Annotated in this window: 15 protein-coding genes; 11 read left to right on the top strand and 4 right to left on the bottom strand. The window is 59.2% G+C overall.

Annotated elements, in window-relative coordinates; translation table 11 throughout:
- The first annotated feature begins 119 nt into the window (after positions 1-119).
- From IPH10_01175 to IPH10_01125, 11 genes are all read left to right on the top strand, one after another.
- Positions 120-1,205 (top strand): polyprenyl synthetase family protein, encoded by a 1,086-nt coding sequence (locus tag IPH10_01175; GenBank protein MBK6909540.1) that lies wholly within the window; start codon positions 120-122, stop codon positions 1,203-1,205.
- Between the two features lie 3 nt (positions 1,206-1,208).
- Complete coding sequence (locus tag IPH10_01170) at positions 1,209-1,907, top strand: PTS sugar transporter subunit IIC (protein ID MBK6909539.1); 699 nt, start codon at positions 1,209-1,211, stop codon at positions 1,905-1,907.
- The gene (locus tag IPH10_01165) at positions 1,904-2,662 is read left to right on the top strand and encodes a PTS system mannose/fructose/sorbose family transporter subunit IID (GenBank protein ID MBK6909538.1); all 759 of its coding nucleotides are present in this window, start codon (positions 1,904-1,906) and stop codon (positions 2,660-2,662) included. Before IPH10_01170 ends, IPH10_01165 begins: the two co-directional genes overlap by 4 nt.
- Positions 2,659-2,925 carry an HPr family phosphocarrier protein gene (locus IPH10_01160; GenBank protein ID MBK6909537.1) on the top strand — a complete coding sequence of 89 codons (267 nt, stop codon included), beginning with the start codon at positions 2,659-2,661 and terminating at the stop codon, positions 2,923-2,925. Before IPH10_01165 ends, IPH10_01160 begins: the two co-directional genes overlap by 4 nt.
- 3 nt (positions 2,926-2,928) lie before the next feature.
- Positions 2,929-4,698: a phosphoenolpyruvate--protein phosphotransferase gene (gene ptsP / locus IPH10_01155; protein ID MBK6909536.1), complete on the top strand. Its 1,770-nt coding sequence runs from the start codon at positions 2,929-2,931 to the stop codon at positions 4,696-4,698.
- Between the two features lie 35 nt (positions 4,699-4,733).
- Positions 4,734-5,801: a hypothetical protein gene (locus IPH10_01150; GenBank protein MBK6909535.1), complete on the top strand. Its 1,068-nt coding sequence runs from the start codon at positions 4,734-4,736 to the stop codon at positions 5,799-5,801.
- 56 nt (positions 5,802-5,857) lie between these two features.
- Positions 5,858-6,859, top strand: coding sequence for an NTP transferase domain-containing protein (locus tag IPH10_01145; protein ID MBK6909534.1), 1,002 nt, complete (start codon positions 5,858-5,860; stop codon positions 6,857-6,859).
- A gap of 39 nt (positions 6,860-6,898) precedes the next feature.
- Positions 6,899-8,026: a methionine adenosyltransferase gene (locus IPH10_01140; GenBank protein ID MBK6909533.1), complete on the top strand. Its 1,128-nt coding sequence runs from the start codon at positions 6,899-6,901 to the stop codon at positions 8,024-8,026.
- Between the two features lie 63 nt (positions 8,027-8,089).
- Positions 8,090-9,349 carry an adenosylhomocysteinase gene (locus IPH10_01135; GenBank protein ID MBK6909532.1) on the top strand — a complete coding sequence of 420 codons (1,260 nt, stop codon included), beginning with the start codon at positions 8,090-8,092 and terminating at the stop codon, positions 9,347-9,349.
- A gap of 38 nt (positions 9,350-9,387) precedes the next feature.
- Positions 9,388-11,343, top strand: a complete 1,956-nt coding sequence (locus IPH10_01130) for a hypothetical protein (GenBank protein ID MBK6909531.1) — start codon at positions 9,388-9,390, stop codon at positions 11,341-11,343.
- Positions 11,344-11,761: 418 nt separating this feature from the next.
- Positions 11,762-12,586 carry a hypothetical protein gene (locus tag IPH10_01125; GenBank protein MBK6909530.1) on the top strand — a complete coding sequence of 275 codons (825 nt, stop codon included), beginning with the start codon at positions 11,762-11,764 and terminating at the stop codon, positions 12,584-12,586.
- 73 nt (positions 12,587-12,659) lie between these two features.
- Here IPH10_01125 and IPH10_01120 read toward each other — a convergent pair whose 3' ends face one another.
- The 4 genes from IPH10_01120 to IPH10_01105 are packed head-to-tail and all read right to left on the bottom strand — an operon-like array spanning position 12,660 to position 16,132.
- Entirely contained in the window at positions 12,660-13,736 is a 1,077-nt protein-coding gene (locus IPH10_01120; protein ID MBK6909529.1) for an LptF/LptG family permease, read from the bottom strand.
- Complete coding sequence (locus tag IPH10_01115) at positions 13,733-15,148, bottom strand: glutamate--tRNA ligase (GenBank protein MBK6909528.1); 1,416 nt, start codon at positions 15,146-15,148, stop codon at positions 13,733-13,735. The genes IPH10_01120 and IPH10_01115 overlap by 4 nt, the downstream gene beginning before the upstream one ends.
- On the bottom strand, positions 15,141-15,500 hold the full coding sequence (locus IPH10_01110; protein ID MBK6909527.1) for a DUF3566 domain-containing protein: 360 nt from the start codon (positions 15,498-15,500) through the stop codon (positions 15,141-15,143). Before IPH10_01110 ends, IPH10_01115 begins: the two co-directional genes overlap by 8 nt.
- Positions 15,500-16,132, bottom strand: a complete 633-nt coding sequence (locus IPH10_01105; protein ID MBK6909526.1) for a PEGA domain-containing protein — start codon at positions 16,130-16,132, stop codon at positions 15,500-15,502. Before IPH10_01105 ends, IPH10_01110 begins: the two co-directional genes overlap by 1 nt.
- Positions 16,133-16,415 lie beyond the last annotated feature (283 nt).

Genomic DNA, 16,415 nt, shown 5'->3' with positions numbered 1-16,415 from the left:
AGGAGGCCAAGATCGAGAAAAAGGTTGCAAGTTATTGGATTTTAGCGTATTATATAGGCTTGGGTTGTTCCCAAGCCTTTGTTTTTTTATAGAATGACGTAACTACTTCGGAGATGCGGGTGTCAGACCGGCTGTTTGGTGCGATTGAGGAGCGGGTAGCGTGGGTGCAGGACTATGTGCTATCGCCGCGCTATGTGGATTTGTTCTCGCCGGAAGATATCCGGGAGGCCGTGACGTGCTACTTTGAGTCGGGTGGCAAGCGCTTGCGGCCTGCTGTAATGCTGTTCTGCTGCGGCGCAGTGGGCGGCGACGAGCGGAAGGCGATCAGTGCGGCGGCGGCGGTGGAGATTTTCCATACGTGGACGCTGGTGCATGACGATATTATTGACCGAGACCCGCTGCGGCGCGGCTCGCCGACCGTGCATGAGCGGTTCGCCAAGAAGCCCTCAACCATCGCCCGCTTTGGGAACAACGGTGACGCCGCCCACTATGGGATATCCATCGCGGTGCTGACGGGCGACGTGCAGCACGGCTGGGGAATTAGCTTGATGACCGAACTCACGCGGAAGTTCGGGATTTCCGCCGACGTGACGCTGACGCTAATCAACGAGCTCGATACGCGGGTACTGTGTACGTTAGTCGAGGGCGAAGTGCTGGACGTGCAGTACTCCAAGGAACCCATCGGCAATCTGACGAGCGAGCAGATTGAGGACATGCTGTGGAAGAAGACGGGCGCGTTGTATGAATTTGCGGGAGCTTCGGGCGCGGCGATTGGTCTGAATACGCCTGACCTCAAGCACCCGCTGGTGCGCACGCTTGAACAATTTACCAGTGCGTGCGGCGCGGCGTTTCAATTGCAGGATGACATTCTGGGGATAATCGGCGACGAGAAGCTGCTGGGCAAGCCGGTGGGCGCGGACATCCGTGAAGGCAAGCGCACCATTATCGCGCGCGAGTCATGGTTGCGAGCCAGCGAGCGTCAGCGCAAGTTGATTGACTCGACCTTGGGTAACTTGCACGCTCCGCATGATCAGATTGACGAAGTGACCAAGCTGTTCATAGAACTGGGCGGCATCGAGGAAACGGCGCAACGGGCGCGCGCACACATCGAACGCGGCATGCAGTATCTTGAACCGCTGCCGCAGACGCAGTATCGTGATTGGCTGGCAGATTGGGCACTTTTTATGATCGAGCGAAAGTTCTAAGCCATGTGGTTCCCGGCCCTCGCAGGCGCGGTGGTCTATTTGGATACGTCGGTGATCGGGCAGACACTGCTGGGCCAACCGATTGTGGCGTGCGTTCTGTACGGATTGCTGGTGGACCGCCCGGAGGTTGGGCTGTTCTTTGGCGTGCTGTTTGAGTTGATCTGGTTGGCCAATTTGCAGATCGGCGCGGCGAAATTTTGTGAAGGCAGTTTAGGCGCCATCATCGCCACGGCTGTGGCGGCGAGTGTGGCGCCCTCGGAAGTAACCGGCGAGCCAGCGTGGATTGTCCTACTGATCGCCATGTCGCTGGGTCTCGTGTTTGCGCATCTGGGCCGTGAACTTGCACCGATAGTACGCAGGACCATGAACGGCGTGGCGGAACGCTACGTGAGTGATTCGGCGCTGGGGAAATCGGGCGCTGCGTGGGTGCTAACGGCGCTGGGCGTGCACGTGCTGGCCGGAGCGGCTTTCACGGCGCTGGGCGTGGGCACGGGACACGTGTTGCTGCGGCTCTACTTTGGCGAGTTTTATGCGCTGGGGCCGGGCGCCAATGTTGTACAAGCAACGGACGTGCTGTGTGCGGGAATGTGGCCCAGTATGTTGGGCGTCGGTGCGGCAGCGGCGCTGTTGCAATTGGTGTCCCGCAAGGATTGGCCGTGGGCCATCGTTGGCGGCGCAGTGTTGGGAGTTCTGTTGCCATGAATGAGCAGACTCCGCGTACATCGGCGATTTTGTTGCGTTCGCTGGCGCTGCAACTGTTCTTGAACTACAAGACGATGCAGGGGCCGGGCTATTTGCTGTCTTTGAAACCGGAATTGCGTCAGACCAATGCGTCGAAGACGCGCGCTGCGGCGAGTTTCATCAACGGGCATCCGGCCTTCTCGAGTATCGCGCTGGGCGCGCTCACCAAGCGGCTGCGCGCAGGGGTTACGGACGAGGACGTGATTCAGATAGCGGACTGGAAACGCCAGATTTCGACTCCGCTTGGTGCGATTGGCGACAGTTTCATTTGGGAACGCTGGAAGCCCGCACTCTTGTCGCTATGTGTCGCGCTGCTGCTGCTGCCGGGCAATTTTGCGGAGACGGTGTGGCTGTGGGCCGTGCCGATCATGCTGGTGTTGTACAATTGCTCGCTTTGGTATTTTCGGGTTTGGGGATTCGGGCACGGCTTCCGGTTGGGCGAACGCGTCACGGAGTTGGCCCTCCACCCTGCTCTGCCGCGCGTGCGCCGTGGATTGCGGGTGATAGGGATTGCGGCTGCCCTGCTGGTGATCGGCTCGTCGTTTGGCCGCATCCTGCCGCATGGCGTGCCGAGCGGTTTGCAGTTTGGCGTGGGATTTCTGGTCATGCTGGTGGCGGCGTACTCCCGGATGAGCACGTTGACCGCGGGATTCGTGGCCCTTTTAGGTTCGATAGCAATAACACTCGTGAGTACTTCAACCTCCCTCCTGCCGTGATCCAGAAAGAAGTCACCCTGTTGAACCGGCTGGGACTGCATATACGTCCGGCCGCGCAGTTGACCAAGATAGCCTCGAAGTATCAAGCGGATGTATATCTGCTCAAGGACGGCATGCGTGTGAACGGGAAGAGCATCATGGGCGTGATGATGCTGGCGGCGGCGCGCGGGAGCACGCTGGTGCTGGAGGCGATTGGCGACGATGAGCAGCAGTTGATTGACGAACTGATCAAACTGTTCGAGAACAAGTTCTATGAGGACTAAGCCGTGAGTGCCGACAAGAGGGAGCAGATTCTGCGCGGAATTCCGGCGTCACCGGGAATCGCGATTGGCATCGTGCACCGCATGGTGTATGATGAACCCGAAGTGCTTCCGCGCAAACTGGCGCCTTCGGAAATTCCGCAGGAGTTGGGGCGCTTTGACCGCTCGATTGAGGAGACGCGCCACGCGATTGAGCGCTCGCGCGACCGGGCGCTTGACGTAGCGGGCGTAGCGGTCGGTAAAATTTTCGACGCGCATCTGCTGATTTTGGCGGACGAAGTATTTTTGGATCAGGTGCGTGGGCGGATTACGCGCGAGCAGTTCGACGCCGAGTACATCATCTTCGATTCGTTTGCGCAGATGATTGAAGTCATCAGCCGTTCGCAAGGCGAGGTTTTCCGCGAACGGGCGACGGATTTGCGCGACGTGCGCACGCGCCTGTTACGATTTCTGCGCGGCGATGGAGATATTATCCCGGATCACCCGACGCACCAGGTAATTCTGGTGGCGGAGGATTTGTCGCCGACGCAGGCGTTGAATCTGGATCGCGAACTGGTCCACGGTATTGCCACGGATGTTGGCGGGCTGACGTCGCACACGGCAATCTTAGCGCGGAGCATGGATATTCCAACGATTGTCGGCATCGGCGATGTGTCGGGCAAGGTGCAGGACGGCGACTCGATCATCATCAACGGCAACAGCGGCAAGGTGATTCTACATCCGACGCCCGATTCGCAGGTTGAATATGAAGAGAAGCGGGAACGCTATCGCGGTTTTCAGCGTTTGCTGGAGGATATCAAGTTTCAGCCCGCAGTGACGCTTGACGGCCGCGAGATCAAGCTGTGGGGGAACATCGAACTGCCGCGTGAAGCGGAATCCGTGCATGCGCACGGTGGGACGGGCGTCGGTCTGTTTCGCAGCGAGTTCCTGTTTCTCACTCGCGAAACGACGCCGACGGAAGACGAACAGTTTGAGGTGTATGACAAGGCAGCCGAGATCATGGCGCCGCATCCGGTAGTAATCCGGACGTTCGACCTGGGCGGCGACAAGTATCATGCAGGCATTAATATTCGCGACGAGAAGAATCCGTTCTTGGGTTATCGCGCCATTCGCGTGTCGCTGTCGCGGCGGGATCTGTTCAAGGTGCAGCTTAGGGCGATTCTGCGGGCTTCGGCGCGCGGCAACGTGCGGGTGATGTTCCCGTTTGTGTCGGGATTCGAGGAGCTGCGCGAGTCGCTGGCGGTGCTGCAGGAGGCGAAACAGGAGTTGAATCAGCGGAAGCTGGCGCATGATCCGAATATGCTGGTGGGGATTATGGTGGAGATTCCGTCGGCGGCGATTATTGCGGACCGGTTGGCCGAGGAGTGCGACTTCTTTTCGATTGGGACGAATGATCTGGTGCAGTATACCGTCGCAACGGATCGCGCCAATGAGCAGGTGGCGGCCTACTACCGAAGTTATCATCCGGGCGTGCTGCGCCTGATCGAGATGACGGTGAAGGCGGGAGCCAAGCACGGTGTTCACGTGGGGATTTGCGGTGAGTTAGGCGGCAGCCCGGCTGCGGCGCCGTTGCTGGTCGGACTGGGACTTGAAGAGCTTTCGATGACGGCCTCCATGATTCCCGAGATCAAGAAGATCATCCGCAGCATGACCTATGAAGAGTGCAAGCGGATCGCGCGCAAAGCGCTGAAGATGGACACATCGCAGGAGGTGCAGAGCTTCCTGCGGGGTGAATTGAAGAAGCGTTTCGCGGATTTACCGATCTGGTTCAGTTAATATTTTCTACGCATTGAGCACATGGCGGAGCAATCATGCCCTCGATTAACTTAACTGCGCAGCGACTGGCGCAGCTTGACCCGACGGATATGCTGGGCAAGACGCTGGAGCTTGCCGAACAACTGCAAGCGGGCGCGGCGCTGGCAGACCAGTTTCTCGCGCAGAACAGTTTGAGCGCGGAGCCGCTTTTGGATTGGTGCGGGTTAGGCGGCAGCGCGGTGGCGGGCGACCTGTTGCAGGCCTTTGGTTTGGAGCCGCCGGGGCTGGATGCGCGGATTTTCGTGCGGCGCTGGGAGTGCGCTTCCGCCCTTCCCCGCTTGGTCTGCAGCTATTCGGGCAATACTGTGGAATCGGTGTATGCTCTAAAGGAAGTGCCGACGCCGCAGGTATGGCTGGCAATGTCGAGCGCGGGCGAGATCGAACAATACGCTAGCGCGCAGAACATTCCGCACTTGAAATTACCCGGAGGCTATCCGCCGCGCGCGGCGGTGGGGTTCTCGCTTGGCGCCGTGCATCGTCTATTCAAGAAGGTGTACGGTTTTCATGATCCGTCGTTGGACAATTGGCCGTTGGCCGAACTGCGCGCTGACGCTGTGGTTTACGGCGGCCTCAATCCTGCGGCGAATCCGGCGTTGGCTTTGGCCATGAAGCTTGTGGATCGCACGCCGGTTATTTACACGTGCGATGGCATGGTTGATCCCGCGCTGGCGTTTCGCTTTCGTGCGCAATTAGCGGAGAACAGCAAGGTCTGGGCGCGGGCGTCGGAGTTGCCGGAATTGATGCACAACGAGGTGGAGTCATTTGCGCATATGTCGCAGGTGCTGCCGCCGGTGTTTGTGTTGTTCATCGGCAAATGGGCCAAGCGAAACGCGATTGCCGATCCACGTATGGCCTTGGAGCAACTGCTGGCTTCGCTGGGCGTGCAGAGCATGCGGATTGATCCTTCGGTGCTATTCCCGACGACTCGCGGCCGGCTGGCGCAGGGCGTGCGGATGATGCTGTTTCTGGATGCAGTGACCATCTTCCTTGCGGTGCTGCGGGCAGAGGATCCGATGGAAATCCCGAAGATTACGGCTCTTAAGAATTTGCTCAGCGGGTCTTGATTCTATCGCGGGAAATCCGTAGATTACAAGACTTTAAGAATCGCGAGCCGCGCATTGTGAAAGCTATCATTCCTGTCGCAGGCGTGGGCTCCCGCCTTCGTCCGCACACCTATACCCGGCCCAAAGTCCTCCTCAATGTGGCCGGGAAACCCATCCTTGGACACATCCTGGATCACCTGATTGCGTCTGGTATTGACCAGGTAACGCTGGTCGTAGGTGCAATGGGTGATTTGATCGAGCGCTACGTGCGCGAAAACTACTCCGTTCCGGCGGAGTTTGTTGTTCAGCATGAGGCGAAGGGCTTGGCGCACGCGGTGCATTTAGGTTTGGCGCCTGACGATCAGGAAGTCCTGGTCATACTGGGCGACACGATCTTTGAGTTTGATTTGCAGAAGGTGATGCGCGAGAGCGGGACATCGGCGATAGGCGTGAAGACTGTCGAAGATCCGCGGCGCTTCGGCGTTGTTGAGACGCGCGAACAGATGGTGACGCGGCTGGTTGAAAAGCCGGAGAACCCGCGTTCCAATCTGGTCATCGTGGGAATTTACCTGATTCGTCAGGCTCCGGCGTTGAAGCGCGCGATTGAGATGTTATTTGAACGCAATCTGACAACGCGCGGCGAGTTTCAGTTGACGGACGCTTTGCAGTTAATGATCGAGCAGGATGTGCCGATCTCCACGTTTTTTGTGGACAATTGGTTTGACTGCGGGAAGCCTGAGACGCTCTTGACGACGAACCGGCACCTGCTGGATTCGGGCAGCGGCAATGGCGCCACGGCGACTCCCGGGACGGTGATAATCCCGCCGGTGTTCATTCACCCGGACGCCGTACTGGAGCTGGCCATCGTGGGGCCGCACGCGACAATCGGCGCGGGCGCACGGGTGCGTAATGCGATGGTACGGGATGCGATACTGGGAGACGGGGCGCTGGTCGAGGACGCGTTGGTGGCGGGCTCGCTGGTGGGCAATGGCGCCACGGTCAAGGGCAGTTTTCATCGTTACAATTTGGGCGACTCGAGCGCGATCATCGAAGGCGGGCGCGAGAGCGAAGAGCTTTAGGCATCATTTTCACTTCACGACGGAGCGGTTAATCCATTCATGAGCACGTTTGTCTTTTCCAGCGAATCGGTCAGCGAGGGGCATCCCGATAAGATTGCCGATCAGATATCGGACGCGGTTCTGGACGCGATGTTGAAGGACGACTCGATGGCGCGCGTGGCCTGCGAGACGTTCGTGACGACGGGTATGGCGCTGGTAGGCGGCGAGATCACCACGCACACGTACGTTGATATTCCGGCGCTTGTGCGCAGCGTCATCAAAGAGATCGGTTACACGAACGCCGCCTATGGTTTCGACTACGAGACCTGCGCGGTGATAACGACGATTGACAAGCAGAGCCCGGACATTTCGCAGGCCGTTGACGCCGACGGCGCGGGCGATCAGGGTATGATGTTCGGCTATGCGACGACGGAGACGCCGGAGATGATGCCGTTGCCGATCGTGCTGTCGCACAAGCTGATGTTGGAATTGGCGAAGATGCGCCGCGCGGGAAAGCTTGGCTATCTGCGCCCGGACGCCAAGTCACAGGTATCGGTTCGCTATGTGGACAACAAGCCGACGGAGATCACGGCGATCGTCGTCTCCACGCAGCATGATCCCAGCGCGGATCAGAAGACGATTGAAGCCGATTTGAAGCGCGACCTTCTGCCGACGGTGCTGGGCAACTACAAGCTGGCGAGTGATTGCAAGATTTACATTAATCCGTCGGGCCGGTTCGTGGTCGGCGGACCGCAGGGCGACGCGGGTTTGACGGGTCGCAAGATCATCGTGGACACTTATGGCGGCTGGGCTCCGCACGGCGGCGGCGCATTTTCGGGCAAGGATCCGACCAAGGTAGACCGCAGCGGTGCGTACGCGGCGCGCTGGATCGCCAAGAACGTGGTGGCGGCGGGCTTGGCCGAGCGCTGCATGATCCAGGTGGCCTACGCAATTGGCGTAGCGCAGCCGGTGTCGTTGATGGTGAACACGTATGGCACGGGCAAGGCGCCGGACGAAGAGATCGAGGCGAAGATTCGCAAGAACTTTGATCTTTCGGTGCGCGGGATTATCACGGCGCTCGATTTGCGCCGTCCGATCTACCGCAAGACGGCGGCCTATGGTCATTTCGGCCGTTCCGAAGAGACCTTTACGTGGGAAAAGACGGACAGAGTGAATTCATTAGCATAATAAGGGAAGCAAGGGTACATGGCTTCAACAGCAACGAAGGCTAAGAAGGGCGCGGCGCCGGCGATGAGCCATCACGTGGCCGACGAGAGCTTGGCGGGCAAGGGCAAGAATCGAATTTTGTGGGCCGACCGCGATATGCCGGTGCTGGCCGAGATTCGCGCACGGTTCGAGAAAGAAAAGCCGCTCAAGGGTCATCGCATGTCGGCGTGTTTGCACGTGACGGCGGAGACGGCCAATCTGGCGCGCACGCTGAAGGCTGGCGGCGCGGATCTGGTTCTGGTGGCAAGCAATCCGCTGTCCACGCAGGACGACGTCGCGGCGTCGTTGGTCAAGGATTTCGGTATTCGCACCTACGCGATTAAGGGCGAGGACAACAAGACCTACTACCAGCATCTGGACGCGGCGATGCGCCACAATCCGTCCATCACGATGGACGATGGCGCGGACCTTGTGCACGGTCTGCATACGAGTCACATCGAGTTCGGCGAGCAGATTGTTGCGTCGCTGGAAGAGACGACGACCGGCGTGGTGCGTCTGAAAGCGCTGCACAACGACGGCAAGCTGCGCTTCCCGGTGTATGCCGTGAACAACGCCGACACCAAGCACCTGTTTGACAACCGTTACGGCACGGGCCAGTCCACACTGGACGGCATCATCCGCGCGACGGACGGTTTGATTGCGGGTCGCGTGGTGGTTGTGGCCGGTTACGGCTGGTGCGGCAAGGGCTTCGCCATGCGTGCCAAGGGCCACGGCGCGGAAGTGGTCGTGACAGAAATCAACCCGATTCGCGCGCTCGAAGCGCGCATGGACGGTTTCCGCGTGATGACGATGGCCGAAGCGGCCAAGATCGGCGATATCTTCTGCACGGTGACGGGCAACATGCACGTTATTCGTCCGGAACATTTCGCGAAGATGCAGAGCGGCGCGTTTGTGTGCAATAGCGGCCACTTTGACATCGAACTGGATCTCAAGGGCCTGGCGGACATGGCGACACGCGTTGAGAAGAACGTCGTTCCGTTCGTGGATCGCTACACACTGAAGGGCGGTTCGCAGGTCAACGTGATCGCAGAAGGCCGTTTGGTGAATTTGGGCGCGGCGCATGGTCACCCGGCCTCGGTGATGGACATGAGCTTCGCGACGCAAGCGCTGACGACCGAGCACGCGATCAAGCATGCCAAGAAGCTGACGGTGGACGTGCACGATGTGCCCAAGTCCATTGAAGATTACATTTCAACCTTGAAGCTCAAGACCATGGGCATCAAGATTGACAAGCTGACCGCTGAGCAGAAGAAATATCTCGCCGCCTGGGAGATGGGCACCTGATGCTTTTGTACAAGGATAGTACGCACAAAAGACGGAGGGTGCTCCGTCTTTTGTGTTTGTGGCTGTTGACATTTGTAGCGGGATGTGAACTTCCGCAGGAGCCGGGCGAATTGTGGTGGGATGTTGATCTCAACGTTCCGTTTGGCGTGCGCACCTATGGCATGTGGGAGTTAGCTGATCCGGACAGCGTGTTGCGCGCCGCAGGTTCAGGCGTGGGCATGGCAGCCGACAGCACGCTCTATTTCAGCGCGTGGGCCGAATTGTCGTCAGGTCTGGAAGACAGCTTGTATGTCGAACCGATTGACCTCAGGATCGAACGCTTCCTGACCGCGATAGAAGCTCCGTTGGACTACGACACGCTGCTGGCGTATTCACTGGGCATGCTGAACCCAACGATTGCCGCACTGCATGGGACGACGCAAGACCTGCCTGAACACGATCTTCGCGCAACGATAGCCCTCCCCCTCCCGTTTGGTTACGACAGTCTGGAAATTGACACAGGAACGATTGCCATCATTGTCACGAATCGCTTGCCTTACGCCATCCAGGACGTTGAGCTTCGCGCGGGCGGACGTGTGGTCGCCAGCATCAGTGGATTGAGCGCCGAGCAGCAGTTCGTTGCCAGCGCCTCATTAGAAGGTGTGGTGCAATACGGCGTCTTCGCGCTGAACCTCTTCGCCACGGGCGTTGGCGGAAGCCAGATCACCGTGGATTCGACCGACCGCATCGCGGTCACCGCGACGATTGACACGGTGACGGCTCGGCAGTTTTATGGCATCGTACCGGAGCAGACGGTTACGCGGGACAGCGCACTTGCGATTAACCAGCAGCATGTGATTGACCTCGCGGTGATTGCGGCGGGCAATCTGACGATTACTTTAGGCAACCAGACACAGTTTGCCGATACGGTGACGCTGCGCCTGCCGAATCTTGTAAGCCGCCTCAATGATACCCTGAAGGTCACGCGATTCTTGCAGCCGGGTGATTCGGAAGTGGTCGTCATTTCAATGGCGCAATTCCGCATCCGACCCGATGGCGAGACCGATCAAACGCTGCGAGGCGAGCTAATTTCGCACACGCCCGCGAGCGCTGACCGGCGCGTGTTTCAAGGCGAGGGCGAGCGCGTTTTCGGTGCGATCACGGTGGAGCAATTGCCGGTCGAGTTCTTTTCGGGCACCTTGAACGATCTGGAGCTTGACTTTGACTCGCTCTCGATTACAATAGATCGCCCGCCGCAAGGTTGGGAAGTTGTTCGGCCCTTGCAAGTCGAAGCTCGGGTTCACGTGGATCAGGGGATCGGCGGTTCGATTGACGCAACGATTGACGCCAGCACATGGTTAGCCGGTATGGCGGTAGGCCAGTCGGAAGTCCATATTGAGAACTTGCCGCTGACGGAAGATACGTTCGCAACGATTCCCGGATTGGCGAATCTTCTGGCCAGCTACCCCGACCTCTTGTCGGCGCACGGTCATTCGACATTGTCCGGCGAGGTCTCGCTGTACAGCAACTCGACCGTCGCGCTGGCGCTCGAATTGCGGGCGGCACTCTCGGTCGTCCTGACCGATACGCTTGAACCGGTGGGCGAAGTTGAGCGCGTTTCGCCGCGCGATCTTGACGACATTTCGAGCGGCACCGCGACGATTCGCGTTTGGAATCATCTGCCCCTTGGCGCGCGCTGTTTTCTCGTGGCGGACTACGACAGTCTCAAGCTCCAGTCCAACGCCGGCGCGGATGTGGACACGCTGTTCGAGATTGATATCCCGAGCCCGCCCGTCAGCAACGGCCGCGCCACTGAAGCCGAAGAATTTGAGTTCACGGTGGACCTAACGCCGCGCTGGCTTGAGTATTTCAAATCCGATGGGTTCTACGTGCGTACGCAAATCGAAGCGTCGTCGGCCATCGGCGATACTCTGAACGTAGTCGGCAGCGACTATATTTCGGTGCAGCCGTTCGCGCGGCTCGTCTATACAGTGCGGCCGGGAGACATCGAATGAGAATGTTAATTCTACTCCTGCTTACCGTACAGATCGGCGCAGCTCAAGCTCCCGCAGGCCGGTCATTAGGTTTCGGCGGTGCGGCGGACGTTTACGAACAATCCAGCGATGTGCTGGTCGGCAATGCCGCGCAGCTCGCGCGGTCGTCGCGGCAGAAGTGGCGGCTGGACTTGCCCCGCATCTCGGCGGGCGCGATGAACAATGCGTTCAGCGTCAACTACTGGAACGATCAGATCGCGCGCGATCACTATCTGACGGCGCAGGACAAGCGCGAGATTATGGATCGTATTCCGGCCGACGGGCTCGAAGTTTCGGGCATGGCTTCGGCGCCAATCGCGGGCATCGTCTATCGGCAGGCGGCGCTGCAGTTCTCTGAACAGACGGCCGTGAATGTCACGGCCGATCGCGAGCTTTTGAATTGGCGCTCTACGGCAATCAGCTCAATCGCGGTTACAAGCTCAACGATCTGGGCGGCGAGCAATACACGCTGTTCGACGCGGGGATGGCCGTGGGCTATCGGTTTGAACAAGAGTATGTCAAAGGGCTCTACGGTGGCATCGGGTTTCATTTTTACCTTGGCACATTGTATGACAAGATCACCGATGCATCGGGCGAATTTCTGGCCACGGATTCGCTAATCACGGGTTACGGCGCGGTTCAGCGCGTGCATGCCGAGCACGGTGACGGCATCGGTTTCGACTTGGGGTTGCTGGCCGAGATAGACGATCGTTGGTCGGTTGGCGCCGCGCTGCGGCAGATCGGCAGCAGCGTGACATGGGTTGTGGACGAGGCGACCCTTGAGGCATTTGAGATTGACTCGGCCGGTTTGATCGTGGATTCACTTGACGATGACGATTATGTCGAGCGCGCCTTCAAGTCCTCGACAAGCGTGCTCACAGGCGGGAGCATCGAGTCAAAATTGCCGGCGACGATTGAACTGTCGGGACGTTTTGCCTATACGCCGCGGATGCTCTTTGTCAGCACGCTGCGCGCCAGGTTCGACGATTCCGCGCAGGGCAAACGAGGCACGGAAGCGATGCTGGGCGGCGAATACAGCGTGCGCGGACCGTGGCTTGTGCGCGCGGGCTTTGGAGCCGGCGGACCATTGGGCACGCGGGTCGCGATAGGCGGCGGTTTGCACACGGCGCGCTACTCGTTCGATGTGGGCTGTTCGTGGCACGGAGGTTTGTTCGATTCGGCGCGCGGAATTTCATTGGGATTCAGCCATGCGTTGCACTGGTAGTCCCGGGTCTTGCACAAAATGAACGAGGCCGCGCAGTGTGCGCGGCCTCTTCTCATTCTTCCAATTCATATTGCTATTTCGGAGCGCGCCAGACGAGGTACATCCCGAAGATGCCGAAGACGACGTTACCGATCCACGCGGCCCATAGCGGGGACAGCGCGCCGCCGTAGCCGAGGATTTTGCCGACCTGCTGGAAACCGAAATAGACAAAGCAAACCAAGAGTGACAGACCGAAGCCTAAGACCAAGCCGCCGCGCCTTCGGAAGGCCGCGAAGGGGACGCCAAACAGGACGATGATGAACGTGGCAAAAGGCTGCGAGAACTTGAATGCAAGGTCCACCGACCAGCGCACCGCGCGAATACCGGCGGCGTGCAGACGGCCGACGAGACTTTGAATATCCCGATAGCTCATCTCTTCGGGTTCGATATTGAGGCGAATGAGATCGTCGGGCGTAAACTGAAAATCGGTACGCACGAGCGAATCGCGGTGCGTCATGACGACGTCGCGTTCGTTGAACTCCGTGACCGTAGCGGGTGTGAACACCCATCCGCTGAGGATATAGCGAACACTGTCGGCCTCGACGCGGGAGATGACCCGTCCGTCGTGAATCGTTTGCAGTTGCACCCGGTAGCCGGTCGCACGGCTCGGGTCGTAGCTCTCCATACGCAGAAATTCGGTCGGCGAGGTCTGCAAATAGATGCGGCCCTGGCGTGACGAGACCGAACCTTTGCCCTTGCGTACGTGGACGCGATAGAGTTCTTTGCGCTCGAAATTATACCCGGGGACGATGTTTTCGCCGAGGTACCAAACCGAAGCGGACAGCGGCACCGCGACGAGCAACAGAATGGACAGGATGCGCCAGAGGCTGACGCCGGACGCCTGCATAGCCGTCAGCTCGTTGCGATAGACGAAGCCGCCGATCGTGAAGAGTGTCGCCAAGAGCACTCCGACTGGAATGGTCAGGTAGACTATGAACGGAACATAAAGCGCGTAGTAGCGCGCAACGAGCTTGAAACCAACGCCGGCGTCCACGAATTTATCCAGGTGTTCGACGAGGTCAATCGTGACGAAGACGATGGCGGCGGCGAGCATCGCAAAGAAAAAACTCCGCGCGAACGCGGAGACGATATAGCGATCGAGCAGCGTCACGCGGTATGGAATTGCCGGAGCAGCCGGTTCAGGCGGCGCACGACAGTCTCTTTGCCCAGCACGGCCATCATGTCAAAGAGCGACGGGCTCACCGTGCGGCCCGTCAGCCCCAGCCTGATCGGGTGAATCAACTGGCCCGCTTTGATGGATGCCGCGTCCGCGCATTCGCGCAAATTTGCTTCAAGGGCGGCGGCTTCAAACTCGGCACTCGCAAGTGCCGTGGTATACGATTGCAGGTGCGACAGAATCGCGGGATCGGCCAAGTGTTTTTCGACTCCTTTGGGGTCGTACTCCTGCGGGTCGGCGAAAAGATAGGCCTGCTCGGCGAACACGTCATGCGGCATGCGCACGCGCTCGCGGATCAGCGGCCAGGCGGCACGCACCTGCTCGGATGTGGCCGACGAATCTTGTGCGTGATCGAGCATGTATTGCACGGCGTCATCGTCACTGAGTAGACGCAGATGCTCGCCGTTCACCCACTCCAGTTTGGCTTCATCGAACACAGCGGACTTTGGTTGAATGCCGTCAGTCGTAAACAACTGCACAAGTTCATCGCGTGTGAAAATTTCGCGGTCGCCCTTGCCGGGTGACCAGCCGAGCAGCGTGAGGAAGTTGAACAAGGCCTGCGGCAGGAAACCTTTCTCCTGAAACTCGCCGACGGATGTGGCGCCGGTACGTTTCGACAGCCGTTTCTTGTCTTGACCGAGAATCAACGGCACGTGTCCAAAACGCGGCACATCCCAGTCCATCGCGCGATAGAGCGCGATTTGTTTGGGCGTGTTGGAGATGTGGTCGTCGCCGCGCAGCACGTGGGAGATGCGCATGTCGTGGTCATCGCAGACGACGGATAGGTGATAGGTCGGCGAGCCGTCCGACCGCAAGAGAACGAAATCTTCAAGCTCTTCGCCACGATAATTGACGGGCCCATGCACGAGATCGTCCCATCCGATATCTTCCTCAGGTGCGGCAAAACGCACGGCGTAAGGCTTGCCGCTGGCGAACAGGTCCGGTGCCGCGGCACGGACTTTAGCGAGATCCGCCTTGAAGCGGAACGACGCTTCGCCCCGCGCCTGCGAGGCCGCGCGGGCCGCTTCAAGATCTTCGATCGTCGTGAAATCGTAGTAGGCACGACCCCGCTCGACCAATTCGTGCGCGACGGCGACGAAGCGCTCTTTGCGGTCGGACTGGTAGACGATCTCTTCATCCGAGTGCAAACCCAGCCATGCCAGGCCGTCGAGAATCACCTGGGCCAATTCACCGCGCGAGCGCACGGGGTCGGTGTCTTCGATGCGGACGAGGAAGCTCCCCCCGACGCTCCGGGCATAGAGCCAATTGAAGATGGCCGTGCGTGCGCCGCCGACGTGCAAATAGCCGGTCGGGCTCGGAGCGAAGCGGACGCGGGTATCAGTCATTCATTTCTCCGGATGCGTTGGGCAGCGTGTCTTCAATCTCCTGCACCTGATATTCAATGCCGCCGAACCAGCGCGCGGCGAGATTGTACACCACGGCGCACAGGCCGCTGATGAGCGAATAGAACAGCGCGCCCATCAACCCCATGAACAGTGCGAGCAGGAACGTCGAGACGCCGGTCAACGACTTCAACTGCGCGGCGTCGGCGGCGCCGAAGAGTTGCATGCCGGCATCGCCCATGCCCTTGAGCAGAACGGCGCTATACAGCCCGAACAGGATGCCGAAAAGCATCCCGATGAAAAAGCCAACGCGGATGGCGCTGCGCGGTTCGATGCGGGTAATTTCGCGACGCATTATTCTTCCGGCCTTATATAGGTGGCTGGACGGAACAGAATGTCCGGCTGCGTGGACGACGGTTCAATCACGACATTCTTGAAGGACTTCGCGCCATTGGGCCAGTGCGCTTGCAGGTGATGCAGACCGCGGTCAAACACAAAATTGGCCGGCGTCATCAGACCGGTATGCACGTCGTCAATAACCACTTCGGCGCCGGGTGGGTCGGAGTTGACGGCGACGTACTTCCATTGCCACTTATACGGCAGGCCATTCGCGCGCGGCAATTCGCGCGAGTCACCGCGTTCGATCGGGCGCATGAAGAACGCCAAACGCGTAGTGTCGCCTGCCTGCAAGCGAATATGCTGTTCCGGCGGAACGGGGCGAAAGCCGTCGCGGCGCAATGAGACGATAACGGAGTCGGCGGGCAAGTCAGAAATGTACGCGTTGGTCTTGGCGCCGCTCGGGCGGAAATTCAATAGAACTTCGCCGCCGGCGGGTGACGATGGGACGATCAGCACGGCGGACTCTTCGCGCAGCCAGGACAACACCCCGACGATCAGCGCAGCCAGCATCAGCACGCCGGCGATCCACATGCGGATGGCGGCGCGGCGGCGCGTGCGTTGAGCGGTTGAATCGGTAATGTTGTTCATTGGTAGTATTGTTAACAAAAATCCCCTAAGTCACGGCCGGACGGTAGGGGAAAAGTCAGTTCGCGAGAGGCTTCGCCCCTACTTTTTCGTGATACTTTCGAAGTCGGCGAGGTCTCTATGTCTACCGGTAGCGAGTTTGTTGGCGATGAACTGACTGCGACCAATATAAAGGGCGTGGGCACCGACAATCAAATACTCAACTTAGTGCTCGATTAATCCGGCGACAAACTCTTTGAAGTCTTGGTAGATTTCCCTAGCACTGTCTCCTGAGGATTTCCACGGC

Source organism: bacterium (assembly GCA_016702305.1).
In the GTDB taxonomy this organism is placed as follows: domain Bacteria; phylum Electryoneota; class RPQS01; order RPQS01; family RPQS01; genus JABWCQ01.
The sequence above is the reverse complement of the archived record's forward strand: the minus strand, read 5'-3'. Positions and strand labels throughout refer to the sequence as shown.